Source organism: Actinomyces sp. oral taxon 171 str. F0337 (genome assembly GCF_005696555.1).
In the GTDB taxonomy this organism is placed as follows: Bacteria; Actinomycetota; Actinomycetes; order Actinomycetales; family Actinomycetaceae; genus Actinomyces; species Actinomyces oris_E.
In genome coordinates this window covers 552,351-567,796 of the sequence record NZ_CP040005.1, presented here as the reverse complement: position 1 = coordinate 567,796, position 15,446 = coordinate 552,351, and the positions used below count along the sequence as shown (strand labels likewise).

The window sequence follows — 15,446 nt, the reverse complement described above, 5'->3', positions numbered from 1 at the left end:
ATTGAGATCTTCCGTTACCTTATCGCAAGACGTCTGACATCTGTCGTCAACATTTTCCTGACGCAGGCAAGGTCGCCTCGCCTTTTAGAACGGAATACCTATGACATCCCACAGTCCCTTCTCCCGGAGGCGCCTGCCCGCCCTCCTGGGCTCCCTGCCACTGGCCCCACCGGTCTGATCGCCGCGGCACCGCCGGCGGACGCCACCCCCACGGCTGACGGCCTGGTCGACGTCACCATCACTCAGGTGAACGCGCCCACGGACGGCCTCTACTCCGTCGGCGACGTCATGACTTTCAACATCACTCTCACCAACACCAGCGGCGAGGCCCACTCCTACACCCCGGCATCGACGAACCTGTCCGGGAACGTCTCCAAGTGCCGGTGGCGCAACGTCCCCGCCGGAACGACCAAGACCGACTGCACCGGCCTGGCCACGCACACGGTGACCTCAGAGGACCTCAAGGCCGGCGGCTTCACCCCGCAGATCGCCTACGAGGTCAAGGCCGTGGAGTACGCCGGGAAGGCCCTCAGCACCCCGGAGACGATCAGCGGTGCGACGAGCCCGGTTAAGGCCACCTCGCTGCGGGTCGAGTCCTTCACCCCGTCGACGACCCAGGAGACCTACAAGCTGGGCGACACCGTCAGCTACACGGTGCGCATCCGCTCGGTGTCGGACAAGACGATCAACGTCGCCGCCACCGGCTCCTCCTTCGACGACCTGGCCCGCCAGTGCCACTGGGCCGGTCTCAAGCCCGGCAAGGGCGCCGTCTACAACTGCAAGCCGCTCACTCACACGATCACGCAGGCCGACGTCGACGCCGGCCGGTGGACGCCGTCGATCACCCTGACGGCGACCGGCACCGACGGCACCGCCCTCCAGACGCTCACCGCCACCGGCAACCCGATCAGCGTCGTCGGCGAGCACCCGCAGGCCGAGCCCGCGCCGGCGCCCGACGCGAGCACGGACCTGCCGGCCTCGATGAGCCAGGCCCAGCACCTCGCCGCCAACACGGCCACCGACAACTACCGCATCCCGGCGATCACCACCGCCCCCAACGGGGACCTGCTCATCTCCTACGACGAGCGACCGAAGGACAACGGCAACGGCGGCAGCGACGCCCCCAACCCGAACCACATCGTCCAGCGCCGCTCCACCGACGGCGGCAGGACCTGGTCGGCATCCACCTACATCCACCAGGGCACGGAGACCGGCAAGAAGGTCGGCTACTCCGACCCGAGCTATGTCGTCGACCACCAGACGGGCACAATCTTCAACTTCCACGTCAAGTCCTACGACCAGGGCTGGGGCGGCTCGCGCGCCGGCACCGATCCCGAGAACCGGGGCATCATCCAGGCCGAGGTGTCGACCTCCACGGACAACGGCTGGACCTGGACGCACCGCACCATCACCGCGGACATCACGAAGGACAACCCCTGGACCGCGCGCTTCGCGGCCTCGGGCCAGGGCATCCAGATCCAGCACGGCCCTCACGCCGGGCGCCTGGTGCAGCAGTACACGATCAGGACTGCCGACGGCGCGGTGCAGGCGGTCTCGGTCTACTCCGACGACCACGGGAGGACCTGGCAGGCCGGTCAGCCGACCGGGACCGGCATGGATGAGAACAAGGTCGTTGAGCTCTCCGACGGCTCCCTCATGCTCAACTCGCGCGCCTCGGACGGCTCCGGCTTCCGCAAGGTGGCCCGGTCCACCGACGGCGGGCAGACCTGGAGCGAGCCGGTGCCCGACCAGAACCTGCCCGACTCGGTGGACAACGCCCAGATCATCCGGGCCTTCCCGAACGCTGCCCCCGACGACCCGCGCGCCAAGGTGCTGCTGCTGAGCCACTCGCCGAACCCGCGGCCGTGGTCGCGTGACCGCGGCACCATCTCGATGTCCTGCGACGACGGCGCCTCCTGGGTGGCCAGCAAGGTCTTCCATGAGCCCTTCGTCGGCTACACGACGATCGCGGTGCAGTCCGACGGCAGCATCGGCCTGCTCAGTGAGGACGCCAGCGACGGCGCCAACTACGGAGGCATCTGGTACCGCAACTTCACGATGAGCTGGCTCGGCGAGCAGTGCAACCAGGCGCAGCCGGAGCCGAGCCCGGCACCGTCACCGACGCAGGCCCCGACGGCCGAGTCGAGCACTGAGCCCACACCTGCCCCTGCACCGTCCTCCGCGCCCGAGCCGAGTGCTGCGCCGGAACCGAGCAGCGCCCCGGCGCCGGAGCCCACGACCGCCCCGAGCGCCGAGGCCGCGCCGGCGCCCGAGCCAAGTTCTGCACCCGAGCCGAGCAGCGCTCCGGCATCGGAGACGTCATCTGCTCCGGCCGCCGAGCCGACACAGGACCCGACGGCAAGGCCTTCCGCTGAGCCCACGCAGGTACCGAGCACGCAGCCGAGTGCTGCGCCGTCGGAGAAGCCGGCTCCGCAGCCGAGCTCGGCTTCCGTGCCGGGCGCGACGGGTCGGGTGCCGTCGGCGGTGGACCCGAAGGCGACCGCGGTGCCGACGCAGTCGGGTAAGCCGTCACCGAGCGCAAGCCCGGCGCCGAGCCGGACCTCGGCGGCGACGTCGAAGCCGGGTATGGAGCCCGATGAGATTGATCGGCCGGCTGACGGCACCATGGCGCAGTCGCCCGGTGGTGCCAGCGCGCCGAGCGCCTCACCGACGCAGGCGGCGAAGGCCGGGAGCAGCCTGTCTCGGACGGGGACCAACGCACTGCTGGTCCTGGGCCTTGCGGGTGTCGCGGTTGTCGGCGGGTACCTGCTTCTGCGAGCTCGCCGCACGAAGAACTGAACACGCGATGAGCCGGCTCGATCCGGCTCCGAGCACTGACTGAGGGGTGGGACGCCTGCACGTCCCACCCCTCACTGCGTGTTTCCAGCCCAATAGACCGCCCTCAGACTCCCCACGGCAAGGAATCCGTTCACGAGACGAACCACTAAACAACTTGTAGGATAACTACAATCGTGGATCAATTTCCGCGTGACAACACGACGATGCCAGCCGAGTACTCCTACGGCACGTACTCGTTGGCAGTACAAGGAGGTGAGGCCACATAAATCAGATGTCAACCAGAAGTACTCCCTCATGCATCTTGTAAAAGGAGAACAATGAGCCCTTTGACACGACGTTCGCTGATCGCCACCCTCGGACTGGGCGCCGGAGCCACAGCCGCAGGCGTACTCGCACCCACCGCAGCATTCGCAAGCACTCCATCACGATCCTTCAGCACCCTTGTCTTCGATGAGCAGTTCACGGACGGCTCAGACTTCAGTACCGCACGGTGGCGGGAGAAGGAGCCCAAGGGTGACACGTATCTGGACTACGACTGGGGCGTCGTCACGCATGACACCCACAGCGTGAATCGTGGAGCGGGCCACCTGTTCTGGCGCAAGCGCTCGACCCCCAAGACCGGCTGGCAGAACAGGTACGACTCGGGCAAGACCGTTCGCCACGTCAACGAGGCATCGCTGACCACCGAGGGACTCTTCTCCTTCGTGTATGGCGCCGTCGAGGTACGAGCACGCTTCCCGCAGCAGAACCTCGGACTGTGGGCTGGAATCTGGCTGAGGCCGGACGGGGCCGCGAATGGCGGAGAGATCGACATCGTCGAGACCTACGGGGGTGGCCGTGCCAAAGGAATCGCCGAGTCGACGGTCCACTTCAACCAGTCCGGTAAGAGCAAGAGCGGCAAGAGCGTCAGCAACAGGCCGGACCTGAGTGCGTGGCACACCTACCGGATGGAGAAGACTCCCGAACGCATCACGTTCTTCTTCGACAACCAGCGATTCCATGAGGTGCTGCGCTCCAGCAACCAGCAGGCCTTCGATCGGTGCTTCGGCGCCAAAACCCCCTACCACCTTCTTCTCATCACACAGACGGGGAGCCACTACTGGGGGCAGCTGGACGCCAAGAACTTCAAGGAAGCGCAGTTCGACATCGACTACCTGCAGGTCCGCTCCATGGACTGACCGGCCGGCACAGGAGGGGGTGGGGTGCGCTGGTACCCCTCCCCCTCACTGCCGCCCTTCATCCTCATTCGCCCACTCACTCAACGTCGATGGGGCCGTTGATGTGGAGGGTCTCGGCGTCGAACCGCCGGTTGACGTTGGAGGCGGTGGAGTCGTCGATGCGGCCGGCGAAGCGCAGGTCGTGCACGCGCTCGCGCAGGTGCTCGATGACGGCGAGCCGCAGGGCGCTCTCCTGGTCACCGTAGACCCTCGCCTCCTCCTCTGCGCTGACGTTGCTCACGGAGCTGTGACGACGTTGGTAGTCGGCGCGCACCGCCTCGATGGCTGCGTCGTCGTCGACGCCCGCGCGTTCTGCGATGGCATCGAGCTGGCTGATGGTGTCGGCGAGGACGTCGGCGAGGACCTCGGTCTCCTGCGACTCGACGCACTCGGCGGTCTGCGTGCCGGCCGAGGGCCTGGCGTTGGCCCAGCGGACCACGTAGGGCAGGGCGATCCCTTGGATGAGGAGGGACAGGAGGGTCGCACCGGCGACGACGAGGATGATGAGGTTGCGCTCGGTGTAGGCGGCACCGTCGAAGGAGACTGGGATGGACAGCGCCATTGCCAGTGAGATCGCGCCGCGGAAGCCGGCAACCGTGGAGACGATGCGGCCACGGATATTGGTGCGGCGCAGGCGCTGCTCGGGGCGGCGGTCCAGGGCGCGGATGGAGTAGATGATGAGGTGCTGGCCTGCGAATCTCCCCGCCACCATGGCGATATAGATGATGGGGATGAGGATGAGGCCGCGTACCAGGTCGGCGTGAGGGAGCTCGGCGACGATGCCGGGGAGCGCGACACCCACCATGACGAAGAGGATGGTGTTGAGGATGTGGGTGAGGATCGTCCAGAAGGGGACGCCCAGGACTCGCGAGCCCAGGGACATGTGCGGGGTGGCGAAGCGGGAGATGACGATGCCGCAGGTGACGACGGCGAGCACGCCCGAGCCTCCGACCTCTTCAGCGAGGAAGAAGGTGACGAACGGGGTGGCCAGGGCGGTGATCGTCGCCAGCATGGGGTCGTCGGTAATGGTGCGGACCCGGATGCCGATCTTGGTGACCGCCGCGCCGACGAGGACTCCTGCACCGACCCCTCCCCCGAAGGACAGGAGGAGCTCTCGTGTGACGAGACCGGCTGTGACGCCGGAGGAGTCCTGCGCAGCTTGGAGGGCGATGGCGAAGATGACAAGGGCGGTACCGTCGTTGAGAAGCGACTCGGCCTGAAGAACGGTACGACCGTTGGGGTTGATGCCGCGCTCCAAGCTGGAGACGGCGGTGGCATCGGTGGGGCCGAGGCAGGCCCCGATGAGGAGAGCGGCTCCCACGCTTAACCCTGTGAGGACACCGATGAGCGCGATGAGGGCCGCCGTGATGGCGACAAGGACCGTGGCGCTGAGGATGATGCCGCGCAGGCTTCGTCGCATCCGGTTGAGGGAGACTGACAGCGACTCCCAGTACAGGAGGATCGGCAGGAAGATCGTGAGAACCACCGTGCTGGGCAGGTACATCTCCTCCCCTACCGGGAGTAGGGCGACTCCCACACCCGCGGCGATGAGAAGCACCGGGGCGATGAGCCGGAACCTGTTGGCGATCGTGTAGGCGACAACCGAGGCGCCGATGAGTGCGACGATCATGTCGATGGTCATGGGGCTGCCGGGCTCCCTTCCTGGACTGAACGTGGTGGGCCGACTGCAGCCGGCCCGAGCGAGGGACGTAGTAGCTCCGGGCCGCGACCAGGATGGACCCAGGTCAGGCCGGGCGCAGCCTACAGAAGCTTCCTTCACCGCCCCTGGGGATACTCGATTCGCTTCACGAGACGCCGCTTCAGTCCTCGGAGTGCGCGGCTCGGGTGAGGGCTTCCAGGCGAGGTTCGATGGACTCGGACATCATGGTGATCTCCCGCTCGAGGACTCGGTTCGCCCGCGCCTGGCCCCGCCAGCCTGACAGGGGCACAGTGATGCGTCTGATTCGCTCCCGCGCCTCCGATTGAGTGAGCCGGTAGTCGTTTGCTATAGCCAGGAGCCCGTCGATCTCGTCGGGCATCGCGTCTGCTCCCATGATCGACATCGCACGGGGCCGACTGGGGTCGGGATTCGGGTTGACGTCAAAGACGGGACTGAGTCTCCAGAGCCCACGGTCGGCGAGGAACCCGTGGTTGCGCAGGTGGTCGTCAGTGTTGCCGAGGGCGATGCTCGCGATGATTCGGTCGTAGAACTCATGGAGGTCTTGCACGGGCGAGCGAGAGAGATCGCGAATCGCCTCGGCGAGGTCGGCGTAGTCCTTCTGGTCTCCGTCGGACGATCCAGTGGCTGTCATGGCACTGATATAGCCGATACGACTGCCATCACGGGTTCTGTCGAATCTCCGCAGGATAAGGACGCTTCGATTGCCCACCTGGGTGAGCTGGTGCTGGGGTGCGCGAACGCCCGCGGTCTCAAGGAGGTCGAGAGCAGTGGCCTCCCAGGCCATGACGTCCCAGGAGTCGCTGGAGTGAGGAAACTTCGCAATGGCGAGGCCGCCATCATCGAGTCGGACCGAGGCCTTGGGCCGCGCACCTCCGAGGCCCGTCGTCCCTGTGTCGAGAAGTCGTTTGACGGCGTCGGAGGGGTCATCGTCGGAGGCCAGCTCGTCGCTGGCGTACAGAAGCTCAGGGAGAGCGACGAGCCGCAGAACGCGCGAGGGTTCTCCCAGGAACTCGTCGCTCCCGGGGGCCCGAAAGCGCAAGGCGCCCTGACGAGTGTCGTCGCTGACACCCAGGAGGAAGTCGAGGTCGTCCAGCTGACGGGGAACGCGCCCCTCATCGCGGGCTCGCGATCGTTCGGCCTTGCGGATGAGGTTGCGGCCCCAGCGGTCAGGCGTGCTGTCAGCAAAGGCTCCAACGAGCCCGGGATGGTACTGAGCACCGGAAACCAGGCTCAGGCCAGGATCGATGTTCATCCCACCGTCGGCGAGGTAGGTGGGGTCGTAGAGAAAGGTGGTGGAGACCTGGCCGCGCGATCGGGTGACGTGCGCTTGGCCGACCAGGCGGTGGGAACCATTGGCATCGGAGACGATCTCGATAGTGGTCATCGGGCGCGCTTTCTGGTGAGGCGGCCGGCACGGAGGCGACCGATGTCGCTGGCCAGGGGATCGGCCGCGTCGACAAGCTGGTCGAGGATGCCCAGGGCGCGCAGCACCTGGGTGACGCTGTTGAAACTGACGTTGGGGTTGCCCGACTCGATCTTGCGCAGGGTGTCGCGGGTTATGCCCGCCCGCTCGGAGACCTGCTGCGCGGTCAGGCCGAGCACCATGCGCCACCCGCGCACGTGCTCTCCGAACTCCGTCACCTGACGGTTGATCCTATAGCCCGACATGTCCCTCCATCCGCTATGACGATTATCGTAGCCTGATCTGAGAGTTATGGCGATGATGCTCGTCGCACGGTTCAGCGAGATTGGAGAGAGCAAAGGTTCCGGCAACTGGGATCGTTCCCCGGGCGCCTGGGCTGCTTGCCGGCGGGCTGTTCAACCTCGTGGCTCAGGGGCAGGACGTGGTGGCCGTGTCCTCCGAAGATCCACTGATGCTTCTGGACTGCTCGCAGCAGCCGACCTTCGTTGTCCCGCAGGCCGCGATCTGCCGGTCGTCGGACCTGCAACTGCAGATCAAGAGCAGTTTCAAGATGGGGTCCCTTATTGGGCGCGGCTCGGGCGAGTCCTTCCAGCTGGCCTTCCACGGCCCGGGCTTCGTGGTGGCCCAGCCCAGCGAGGGCCAGCCGGTAGTGGCGTCGTCCTGAGCAGGGTGCTGGCGGAGCGCACGCACCCGACAGCCATACAATCAGCGACTTTGATGTATAAACTGGCTGTAAGTGGCCAGCCTGCTGAGGGATCGGTACTGCCTGAGAGAATCTCGTACATGACTTGCCTCCGGCTTTTCAAACCACAAAGCTTATTCGCGAGATCATGCAGATTAATATGATTCCAAGAACCGCTATCGCAGGTTCTCGGAAGATTTTTAGCGACCTTCAGTATTCTACACACAGGACCCCAGACCTTGATGCTGGTGGCGACAACTCACTCAATCTTGTAGTGGACCTGATTTTACAGTCTTATCGTAGACATGAAGCACGCATGTCCACACTTTCCGAGGGAATCTATACACACCCCTTGTCGCTAACATGACACGACGCCTATTTCCATTCCGGCTGATCAACAGAAGGAATATCGAGCAACCTGCCGGACCTCCCATAGCACCATACCGACTCAATAGAGCCGCCCCTAGACCGGCATTACGACATAGTTCGTGGGACGCAGTGCTCGCATCGTGACCGAAACCCTGGAGGGGTGGCACGAATGCCGCAGCCCTGCGCCGCAGCACACAATCTCCTCACCTTCACCAAAGCGCAGGCAACAGCAGGGCCCCATTCAAGTTGGCAAGCATCGCCCCTCCTGCGCGACCAAACCAATGAGAGCTCCGCCGCAGCCAAAACGCCAGCTTATCACCAGCACCCCGGTACCGACGCCAGAGGCAATCAGCCACCACTGACCTCACACAAGGACAGCGGACGTCCAGGCGAGCACATCGGCGCCCGCAGCACCTAATCAGCACACCATCACTGACACCTCAGTAATTAACTAGTGAAAAAGACCTAAAACAACCACGGCAGAATAGTTGCAACCATATCCCGATACCTCGCAAAGCCGCCTGCAAATACAATCGACAACAATAACCAAGAACAAACAGCACCCAAGAAATATTCTAAGTAAACCATGGGTTGTTTCGACGAAGAGGCACCTCGATACTTTACCAACAATATACGCAGACCGCCAATGTAACCCCCAACAATAGTGCCCAACACTGGTAAAACTGAGACCTGCCACCCCATCACATCTCCCTTAGGGATATTAAAAAGCCGAACTACGAGACCGACGAATAATCCTAGAGTCCCCCCGGTCCCAGCCAATCCAAGAAAATTCCCAGCCAATCCTGACGCAACCTTTATTTTATACCACCTTCCAAGCCAATCCGCCGAACATTCTTTGTCTGAAATATACCAACCAATAAAAGAAACTTTTGATAGATCGCGAGCGCATTTAATAATTTCATACTTTTCTTCATCGCCCCATTGATTCACATCTTTTAGATGGCATTTTATGGTGTGCTTTATATTGCATTTTCTATCATTAAGACGGCGATTGCGCACCTCCTCCCACCCCTCAGGCATCTCAATCCCCAGACTCCGCTCAACAAATTTCAGGACCTCAACATAACTTCCCTTAACTTGCGCTTCACCTGAAAATGAACCCGTAGCTATTATAATTCCGTTCAACATATTTCTAGACTTTTCAGAGCGCACTGACTCTACAGAGATTCCCTTACCACCTAAGCAGTTTATTGCATACCTAGCCAAATCTTCTTTGAAATATCGCCTACCTGAGGCGACGTCAACTACTCCACCTAGCGCCACCAGAAGCAAGATAACTCCAGATATAGCCCCTGCCAACCCCGATCTCGCCAAAACTTCATTAACAGTCAACGCATTGTCTGGCATATTACCCCGAATCACACCTCAAGAAATATCGTTTTACGCCACACCAACTGCAAGCAACGTAAGATCAACACAACCACATAAAGGTTTCTCTGCGCCCTAAAACTTCATTCTCTTTCTAACGCCATAAAGTGTTATTCACAATCATGATGATCGTTCATAGTTTTTCCCCGACCTGGAACCATTTTCCTCACTTGTAAATAGTGATATAGGGTTACAGGCAGCAAAGTCGAGATAAAAACAGTGGATCAACCCATAATGCTCGACATGAGATAAAAATCCCCCCGAAACCTGAGAAAACTCCTACTGTTGGCCGACAACAGCAAGAATCTTCTGCTTTTCCAGCACTTCACACATTAAACCTAAACTCGACCACGTCCCCATCGCTCATGACGTAGTCCTTTCCTTCCATGCGCACTCGGCCGTGAGCGCGGGCTTCGGCAACGCTGCCGTACTGGACCAGGTCATCGTAACTCACGATCTCGGCCTTGATAAAGCCTCGCTCGAAGTCCGTGTGGATGACGCCCGCCGCCTGGGGCGCCGTCGCACCCTTGCGGATCGTCCACGCGCGGGACTCCTTCTCCCCCGCCGTCAGGTACGTCTGCAGCCCCAGGGTGTCGAAGCCGACCCGGGCCAGCTTGTCCAGGCCCGACTCCTCCTGCCCGTTCTCGTGCAGCATCTCCGCCGCCTCCTCGGGCTCCAGCTCCACGAGCTCGGCCTCGAACTGGGCGTCCAGGAAGATCGCCTCCGCCGGCGCCACCAGCTCGCGCAGCTCGGCCTGACGGGCCTCGTCATTCATCCCGGCGTCGTCCATGTTGAACACGTAGATGAAGGGCTTGGTGGTCATGAGCTGGAAGGTCTTGAGCACCTCCGCATCGATCCCGGCAGCCTCCGCCCCGGCGGACAGCAGCGTCCCCTCCTCCAGGACCTTGAGGGCCGCCTTCGCCGTCTCCAGCACCACGGGCTCCGTCTTCTTGCCCCGCACCTCCTTCTCCAGGCGCGGGATCGCCTTCTCCAGGGTCTGCATGTCCGCCAGCACCAGCTCGGTGCTGATCGTCTCGATGTCCCCGGCCGGCTCCACCTTCCCATCCACATGGACCACGTCCGGATCCTCGAAGGCGCGCGTCACCATGCAGATGGCGTCCGCCTCACGGATGTTGGCCAGGAACTGGTTGCCCAGCCCCTCACCCTCGCTGGCGCCGCGCACGATCCCGGCGATATCCACGAAGGAGACCGTCGCCGGGACCACCCTCGCGGAGTGGAACAGCTCAGCGAGCTTGTCCAGGCGCGCATCCGGCAGGGGCACAACCCCCACGTTCGGCTCAATAGTCGCGAACGGGTAGTTGGCGGCCAGGACGGTCGCACGAGTCAGGGCGTTGAACAGGGTGGACTTGCCGACATTGGGCAGTCCGACGATTCCGATGGTAAGTGCCACGCAGGAGAGTTTAGACGGCCCCTCCGACACCGTGCGCCCCGACGGCGTCCCCCGCGGCGCCCCGGCCGGGTCACGCCGTCGGGCGCCCCGCTCACTTCCCGGCGTTCTCGTTCACCCGGACCGAGGCCCGCAGATCACGCCACGAGGTGTAGAAGCCCCCACTGGCGTTGGCCCCGATCCCCACCGTCACCGCGACCAGGCCCGCCGCCACGAGGATCACCACGACACGGCCCAGGATCGAACCAGTCAGCCTCGCCACTGACGGCTTGCCGCCGTCGCGCCCTCGGCCCCAGCGGGGCGACCAGAACATGACAGCACCGAGCGCCCCCAGCGAGGCGACCACAGCCACGATGATCGTGCCCAGACCGTTGATCTCGAAGGGCCTGGCGCGCATCGGCGAGACGGACCCCACCACGCGCTGATCCTTGGGGGTCTCCGTCAAGGGCTTCACGCCGGCAGCAGTGGCCTTGGCCCACGTATTGCCCTGAGGCGCCGGAAGACCGGCCGCCTTGAACACGGCCGGGTCCGAGCCCCACCACGTCAACAGGGACGGGAAGTAGCCGTTCCACAGGACCCAGGAGTGCCCGCCCGTGGCCGGGGTATCAACCGTCAACGAGTCCGGCTTGCGCACCGCGTCGTCCATGAACCACGCGGCCCGGGCGGCACCGGATGAGTCGTCCTGGGCCCCCAGGACGTAGAAGCGCATGCCGTCGGGCTTGCGCTGTCCCAGCATGGTGGACAGCCCGTTCTGCGCCTGAAGCGTCTTACCGCTGTGCGCCAGCGAGCCCTCACCGGGCAGGTCGTAGGAGGACATGACGCCCACGGCGCCAAAGCGCTCCGGGACGTCGTAGGCGGTCCGGGCCGCGCAGTAGGCGCCCGCTGAGATCCCCATGATCATCCAGCCGGCTCGCTGGGTGGTGACGTTGGGGAAGGTCGCCTGGATCATGCGGGGAATCTCCTCCGCGGTCCAGGTCCCCACAGCCGGGCGGCCGGCGATATTGACGCAGTCGGGCTGGCCGCCGTCCACGTTGAGCGAGGGGAACACCAGGATCGACGGCGGGATGCGGCCGGCACTGATCGCCTCCTGAAGCCGCTGGGGTGAGGCAATGCCCGTCACCAGGGACTGCGGGTCGCCGACCCAGCCGTGGAGACCCACGAGGACGTTGTAGGTGCGGCCGTCGTCAGGCCGGTAGCCCGCCGGCAGGACGACGCGCACCGGCAGGGTGATGCCGCTGACCGGGCCGGTCCAGGTGGCCTCCTGCGAGCCGTCGCCGACATCATGGAAGGAGGCCTTCCAGGCCGAGGCCGGGACGGCGTCGTAGGCGGAGGCCTTCGGCAGGGGCGCGATACGCGAGGTGACCTGAGTGCGAGGGGTAGCGGCTTTGACGACGTCGCCCAGGGTACGCACGTAGTGCATGGGCCGGTTGATGAGCAGACCCCCGAGCGCAATGACGAGCAGCACCGGGACACTCACCATGACGATGCGCGCCATGCAGAGGCCGACGGCCCGCAGCACCGTACGCGCTGCGGGGCGGGCGGGGCCGTCCACGGTGCTGCCGCGCGTGGTGGCCGGGACAGTTCGCGGCAGGAGGACCGCGGCGATGATGGTGGTCACGATGGCGACGACCAGGACGACCACGATCGTTCGGGGGCTGGTCAGCTGGATGCTGCGTAAGAGGCTCACGTCCGATAAGCATGGCACCACCTGCGCAGATACCCATCATCCTGCGGCAGCAGAAGGACAGTGCTCTTGGTCTCTTCGCCTCCACCGCCTGGAGGAGCGGGCGGGATGCGGGACCGCCGTCCCAGGTCCGAACGGTCGGTTGGCACATGCCCGGAAGAAATGTGCCCGACGACGCCGGAGCGGATCAGCGGACCTGGCCGGGGCGGGCGGACCGGATCGATGAGGCGGCGCGGCGACCTGCGGCTGCGTGGCGCCGTGGGGCTTAAGGGGGCGGAATAGATGTCACACCGTGGGTGCACCATCGGTTCATGAGCTCCTCAACGGTCCTTCTTCCCATCCTGCTGCTCCTCGTCGGCCTGGCGATCGGGGCGGTCGTCGGCTACCTCGGCGCGCTCGCCCGGCGCACCACCGCGCAGCAGTCGGAGGGTGAGCAGGTGGCTGAGCTGCGGGCGCAGGCCGCCCAGTGGCAGGCCCGGGCCGAGGAGCTGTCCTCACGCACCCAGGTGGCCGAGGAACGCGCTGAGCGGGACGGCTCCGTGCTGCGGGCACTCGCCCCCGTGCGCAACCAGCTGGAGCAGGTGGGGGCTCGGGTGGAGTCCTTGGAGAAGCAGCGGGCGGAACAGCACGCGGCCCTGGCCGAGCAGCTACGGGCCACAGCCCTGCGCGAGCAGGACCTGGCCCGCTCCACGGCCTCCCTGGAGGGGGCGCTGCGCTCACGCTCGGCGCGCGGCATGTGGGGCGAGGTCGAGCTGGCCCGGGTCCTGGAGGCCTCCGGGATGATGCGGCACGTGGACTTCTCCGAGCAGCGCACCATCGGGGCGCTGGTCCAGCGGCGCGGCGGCTCAGCCCGCTCAGGCGACCCGACCGCCGGCGAGGGGACTGCCGGCCGTTCCCGGCCCGACGTCGTCGTCCATCTGCCCGGGGACGGGTACCTCGCCGTGGACGCCAAGGCACCCATGGACTCCTACCTGGCGGCCACCGCCGTCCGGGGTGCGGGTCCCGAGGACGAGGAGCGGCGCCGAGAGCTCCTGCAGGCTCACACCAGGGCGCTGCGCGGGCACGTCGACCAGCTCGCCGCGCGCCGCTACGACCGGGCCCTGGGCGACTCCCCCGAGCTCGTGGTCCTCTTCGTCCCGGCCGAGGCGGTACTCTCGGCCGCCCTGGAGGCGGACCCCGCGCTCCTGGAGCACGCGCTGGGACGCGGCGTCGCCCTGGCCTCGCCCGTGTCACTACTGACCCTGCTGCGCACCTGCGCCACGGCATGGGCCCGCACCGCCGTCAACGACGACGCCCGCGAGCTGCTGGAGCTCGGCCGCACCCTCTACGAGCGGCTGGGAACCGTCGCCGGCCACCTCGATGCGCTGGGCGGGGCACTGCGGCGCAGCGTCACCGCCTACAACAAGGCGGTCGGCTCCATGGAGAAGCGGCTCCTGGTGACCGCCCGGACCCTGGAGACCCTGGGGGACCAGGTGAGCTCCCCCGCGCTCATCAGCGCCGACGCCGCCCAGGTGCGCACCTTCACCGCATCCGAGCTGACCACCGACAGGAAACCCGAGTCCACGACGATGTAACGTACACCACACCCTCGGCCCGTGACGATTGACATTTCCATGGCGTCTATCAGGCAGCGTTGTCTCCCAACTCATGAGTGGCTGACACGCTGCCAGAACGTTTCAACGTCCGGTTGGAGAACATCTCTGCCTCATCGGACCTTCTCGGAGGAAGACACCATGCTGTCATTCATCGGAATGATCATCGCCGGCGCCGTGCTCGGCGCCCTCGCCCGGCTCATCATGCCCGGGGTTCAGAACATCTCGATCCTGTGGACCGTCGTACTGGGTGCCGTGGGCGCACTCATCGGAGCCAGCATCGCCAGTTTCTTCGGCGTCGCCCACACCGACGGGTTCGACTGGATCAAGTGGGCGCTGTCCCTCATCGCCGCCATCATCGCGATCTCCGTCTACATGGCCGTCACCGGCCGCAAGCAGTAGCCCCTCAGCGCCCTGAAGCGGGTTTTACGGAGACGCTTACCGCCTCCGTGAAACCCGCTTCACCTCTTGTGACGCACGCCATGAATTGAAGCCATGAGGATTTCTCGGTCGGCGGCGTCCTACTTTCAGCGCGGCAATCATGACGGACAGCAGCACCAGTCAGTCACGTCGGTCAGTCACACGACCCGACACGGCAGCCACTAAGCCACCTTGACGGACCAGCTGCTGGACCGCGCACCTCACATCCCGTCGCCATCCAACTCACGGATCAACGAAAGAGGCTCTCATGAGCAACAACGCCATCCCCCAGACCGGTCAGCAGCGCGAGCGCATCGAGCGCAACGAGAAGACCGAGGAGGACAAGACCCCCGCGGCCCCCTCCAGACCTCGCACGGCGTGACCACCATCGACGAGAACGTCGTCGCCAAGATCGCCGGTATGGCCGCTCGTGAGGTGCCCGGCGTCTACGACATGGGCAACGCCGTGCGTCGCGCCTTCAGCGCGGTGACCGACCGCATCCCCAACGCTCAGACCAACGTCGCCGGCGGCATCAGCGTCCAGAAGGGTGAGACCCAGGCCGCCGTCGAGGTCACCGTGGTGGTCGAGTACGGCGTCTCCATCGTCGAGGTCTCCGACGCCATCCGCCGCAACATCATCGAGCAGATCGAGGGCACCACCGGCCTGGAGGTCGTCGAGGTCAACATCAACGTCACCGACGTCCACCTGCCCGACGACGACTCCGACGCCGCCGAGGCCGCCGACCTCAAGTGACCCGTCCCGACGCCTTGATCTGAGGAGCT

The 15,446-nt window shown here is 64.9% G+C and carries 11 protein-coding genes and 1 pseudogene; 6 read left to right on the top strand and 6 right to left on the bottom strand.

Annotated features, from left to right (window positions below; genetic code table 11):
• The first annotated feature begins 246 nt into the window (after positions 1-246).
• Both FBF36_RS02440 and FBF36_RS02435 read left to right on the top strand, forming a co-directional pair.
• Positions 247-2,799 carry an exo-alpha-sialidase gene (locus tag FBF36_RS02440; RefSeq protein ID WP_225792441.1) on the top strand — a complete coding sequence of 851 codons (2,553 nt, stop codon included), beginning with the start codon at positions 247-249 and terminating at the stop codon, positions 2,797-2,799.
• A 317-nt stretch (positions 2,800-3,116) separates the two neighbouring features.
• Positions 3,117-3,977 (top strand): family 16 glycosylhydrolase, encoded by an 861-nt coding sequence (locus FBF36_RS02435; RefSeq protein ID WP_009395770.1) that lies wholly within the window; start codon positions 3,117-3,119, stop codon positions 3,975-3,977.
• A 76-nt stretch (positions 3,978-4,053) separates the two neighbouring features.
• Here the strand turns inward: FBF36_RS02435 and FBF36_RS02430 are convergent, their stop codons facing one another.
• From FBF36_RS02430 to FBF36_RS02420, 3 genes are all read right to left on the bottom strand, one after another.
• Positions 4,054-5,658: a Na+/H+ antiporter gene (locus tag FBF36_RS02430; RefSeq protein WP_009395769.1), complete on the bottom strand. Its 1,605-nt coding sequence runs from the start codon at positions 5,656-5,658 to the stop codon at positions 4,054-4,056.
• Positions 5,659-5,836: 178 nt separating this feature from the next.
• Positions 5,837-7,081, bottom strand: coding sequence for a type II toxin-antitoxin system HipA family toxin (locus FBF36_RS02425; RefSeq protein WP_009395768.1), 1,245 nt, complete (start codon positions 7,079-7,081; stop codon positions 5,837-5,839).
• Positions 7,078-7,365: a helix-turn-helix domain-containing protein gene (locus tag FBF36_RS02420; RefSeq protein WP_009395767.1), complete on the bottom strand. Its 288-nt coding sequence runs from the start codon at positions 7,363-7,365 to the stop codon at positions 7,078-7,080. Before FBF36_RS02420 ends, FBF36_RS02425 begins: the two co-directional genes overlap by 4 nt.
• An 80-nt stretch (positions 7,366-7,445) precedes the next feature.
• Between FBF36_RS02420 and FBF36_RS02415 the strand changes: the two genes are divergently transcribed.
• Complete coding sequence (locus tag FBF36_RS02415; protein ID WP_009395766.1) at positions 7,446-7,784, top strand: AIM24 family protein; 339 nt, start codon at positions 7,446-7,448, stop codon at positions 7,782-7,784.
• 852 nt (positions 7,785-8,636) lie between these two features.
• Here FBF36_RS02415 and FBF36_RS02410 read toward each other — a convergent pair.
• The 3 genes from FBF36_RS02410 to FBF36_RS02400 form a co-directional block, all read right to left on the bottom strand.
• On the bottom strand, positions 8,637-9,539 hold the full coding sequence (locus tag FBF36_RS02410; protein ID WP_138137121.1) for a hypothetical protein: 903 nt from the start codon (positions 9,537-9,539) through the stop codon (positions 8,637-8,639).
• Between the two features lie 346 nt (positions 9,540-9,885).
• Positions 9,886-10,971 (bottom strand): redox-regulated ATPase YchF, encoded by a 1,086-nt coding sequence (gene ychF / locus FBF36_RS02405; RefSeq protein WP_009395765.1) that lies wholly within the window; start codon positions 10,969-10,971, stop codon positions 9,886-9,888.
• Between the two features lie 91 nt (positions 10,972-11,062).
• Positions 11,063-12,655, bottom strand: a complete 1,593-nt coding sequence (locus tag FBF36_RS02400; protein WP_138137119.1) for an alpha/beta hydrolase — start codon at positions 12,653-12,655, stop codon at positions 11,063-11,065.
• A 308-nt stretch (positions 12,656-12,963) separates the two neighbouring features.
• Between FBF36_RS02400 and FBF36_RS02395 the strand changes: the two genes are divergently transcribed.
• From FBF36_RS02395 to FBF36_RS02385, 3 genes and pseudogenes are all read left to right on the top strand, one after another.
• Complete coding sequence (locus tag FBF36_RS02395) at positions 12,964-14,226, top strand: DNA recombination protein RmuC (protein ID WP_009395762.1); 1,263 nt, start codon at positions 12,964-12,966, stop codon at positions 14,224-14,226.
• 159 nt (positions 14,227-14,385) lie between these two features.
• Positions 14,386-14,646, top strand: a complete 261-nt coding sequence (locus FBF36_RS02390) for a GlsB/YeaQ/YmgE family stress response membrane protein (protein WP_009395760.1) — start codon at positions 14,386-14,388, stop codon at positions 14,644-14,646.
• A gap of 286 nt (positions 14,647-14,932) precedes the next feature.
• A pseudogene (locus FBF36_RS02385) lies at positions 14,933-15,417 on the top strand (Asp23/Gls24 family envelope stress response protein).
• Positions 15,418-15,446 lie beyond the last annotated feature (29 nt).

What these genes read in the sequence shown, in the direction of transcription:
- FBF36_RS02410 (WP_138137121.1), bottom strand. Translation starts at nt 9,539, where the DNA reads ATGCCAGACAATGCGTTGACTGTTAATGAAGTTTTGGCGAGATCGGGG.
- FBF36_RS02420 (WP_009395767.1), bottom strand. Translation starts at nt 7,365, where the DNA reads ATGTCGGGCTATAGGATCAACCGTCAGGTGACGGAGTTCGGAGAGCAC.
- FBF36_RS02395 (WP_009395762.1), top strand. Translation starts at nt 12,964, where the DNA reads ATGAGCTCCTCAACGGTCCTTCTTCCCATCCTGCTGCTCCTCGTCGGC.
- FBF36_RS02425 (WP_009395768.1), bottom strand. Translation starts at nt 7,081, where the DNA reads ATGACCACTATCGAGATCGTCTCCGATGCCAATGGTTCCCACCGCCTG.
- FBF36_RS02430 (WP_009395769.1), bottom strand. Translation starts at nt 5,658, where the DNA reads ATGACCATCGACATGATCGTCGCACTCATCGGCGCCTCGGTTGTCGCC.
- FBF36_RS02435 (WP_009395770.1), top strand. Translation starts at nt 3,117, where the DNA reads ATGAGCCCTTTGACACGACGTTCGCTGATCGCCACCCTCGGACTGGGC.
- FBF36_RS02390 (WP_009395760.1), top strand. Translation starts at nt 14,386, where the DNA reads ATGCTGTCATTCATCGGAATGATCATCGCCGGCGCCGTGCTCGGCGCC.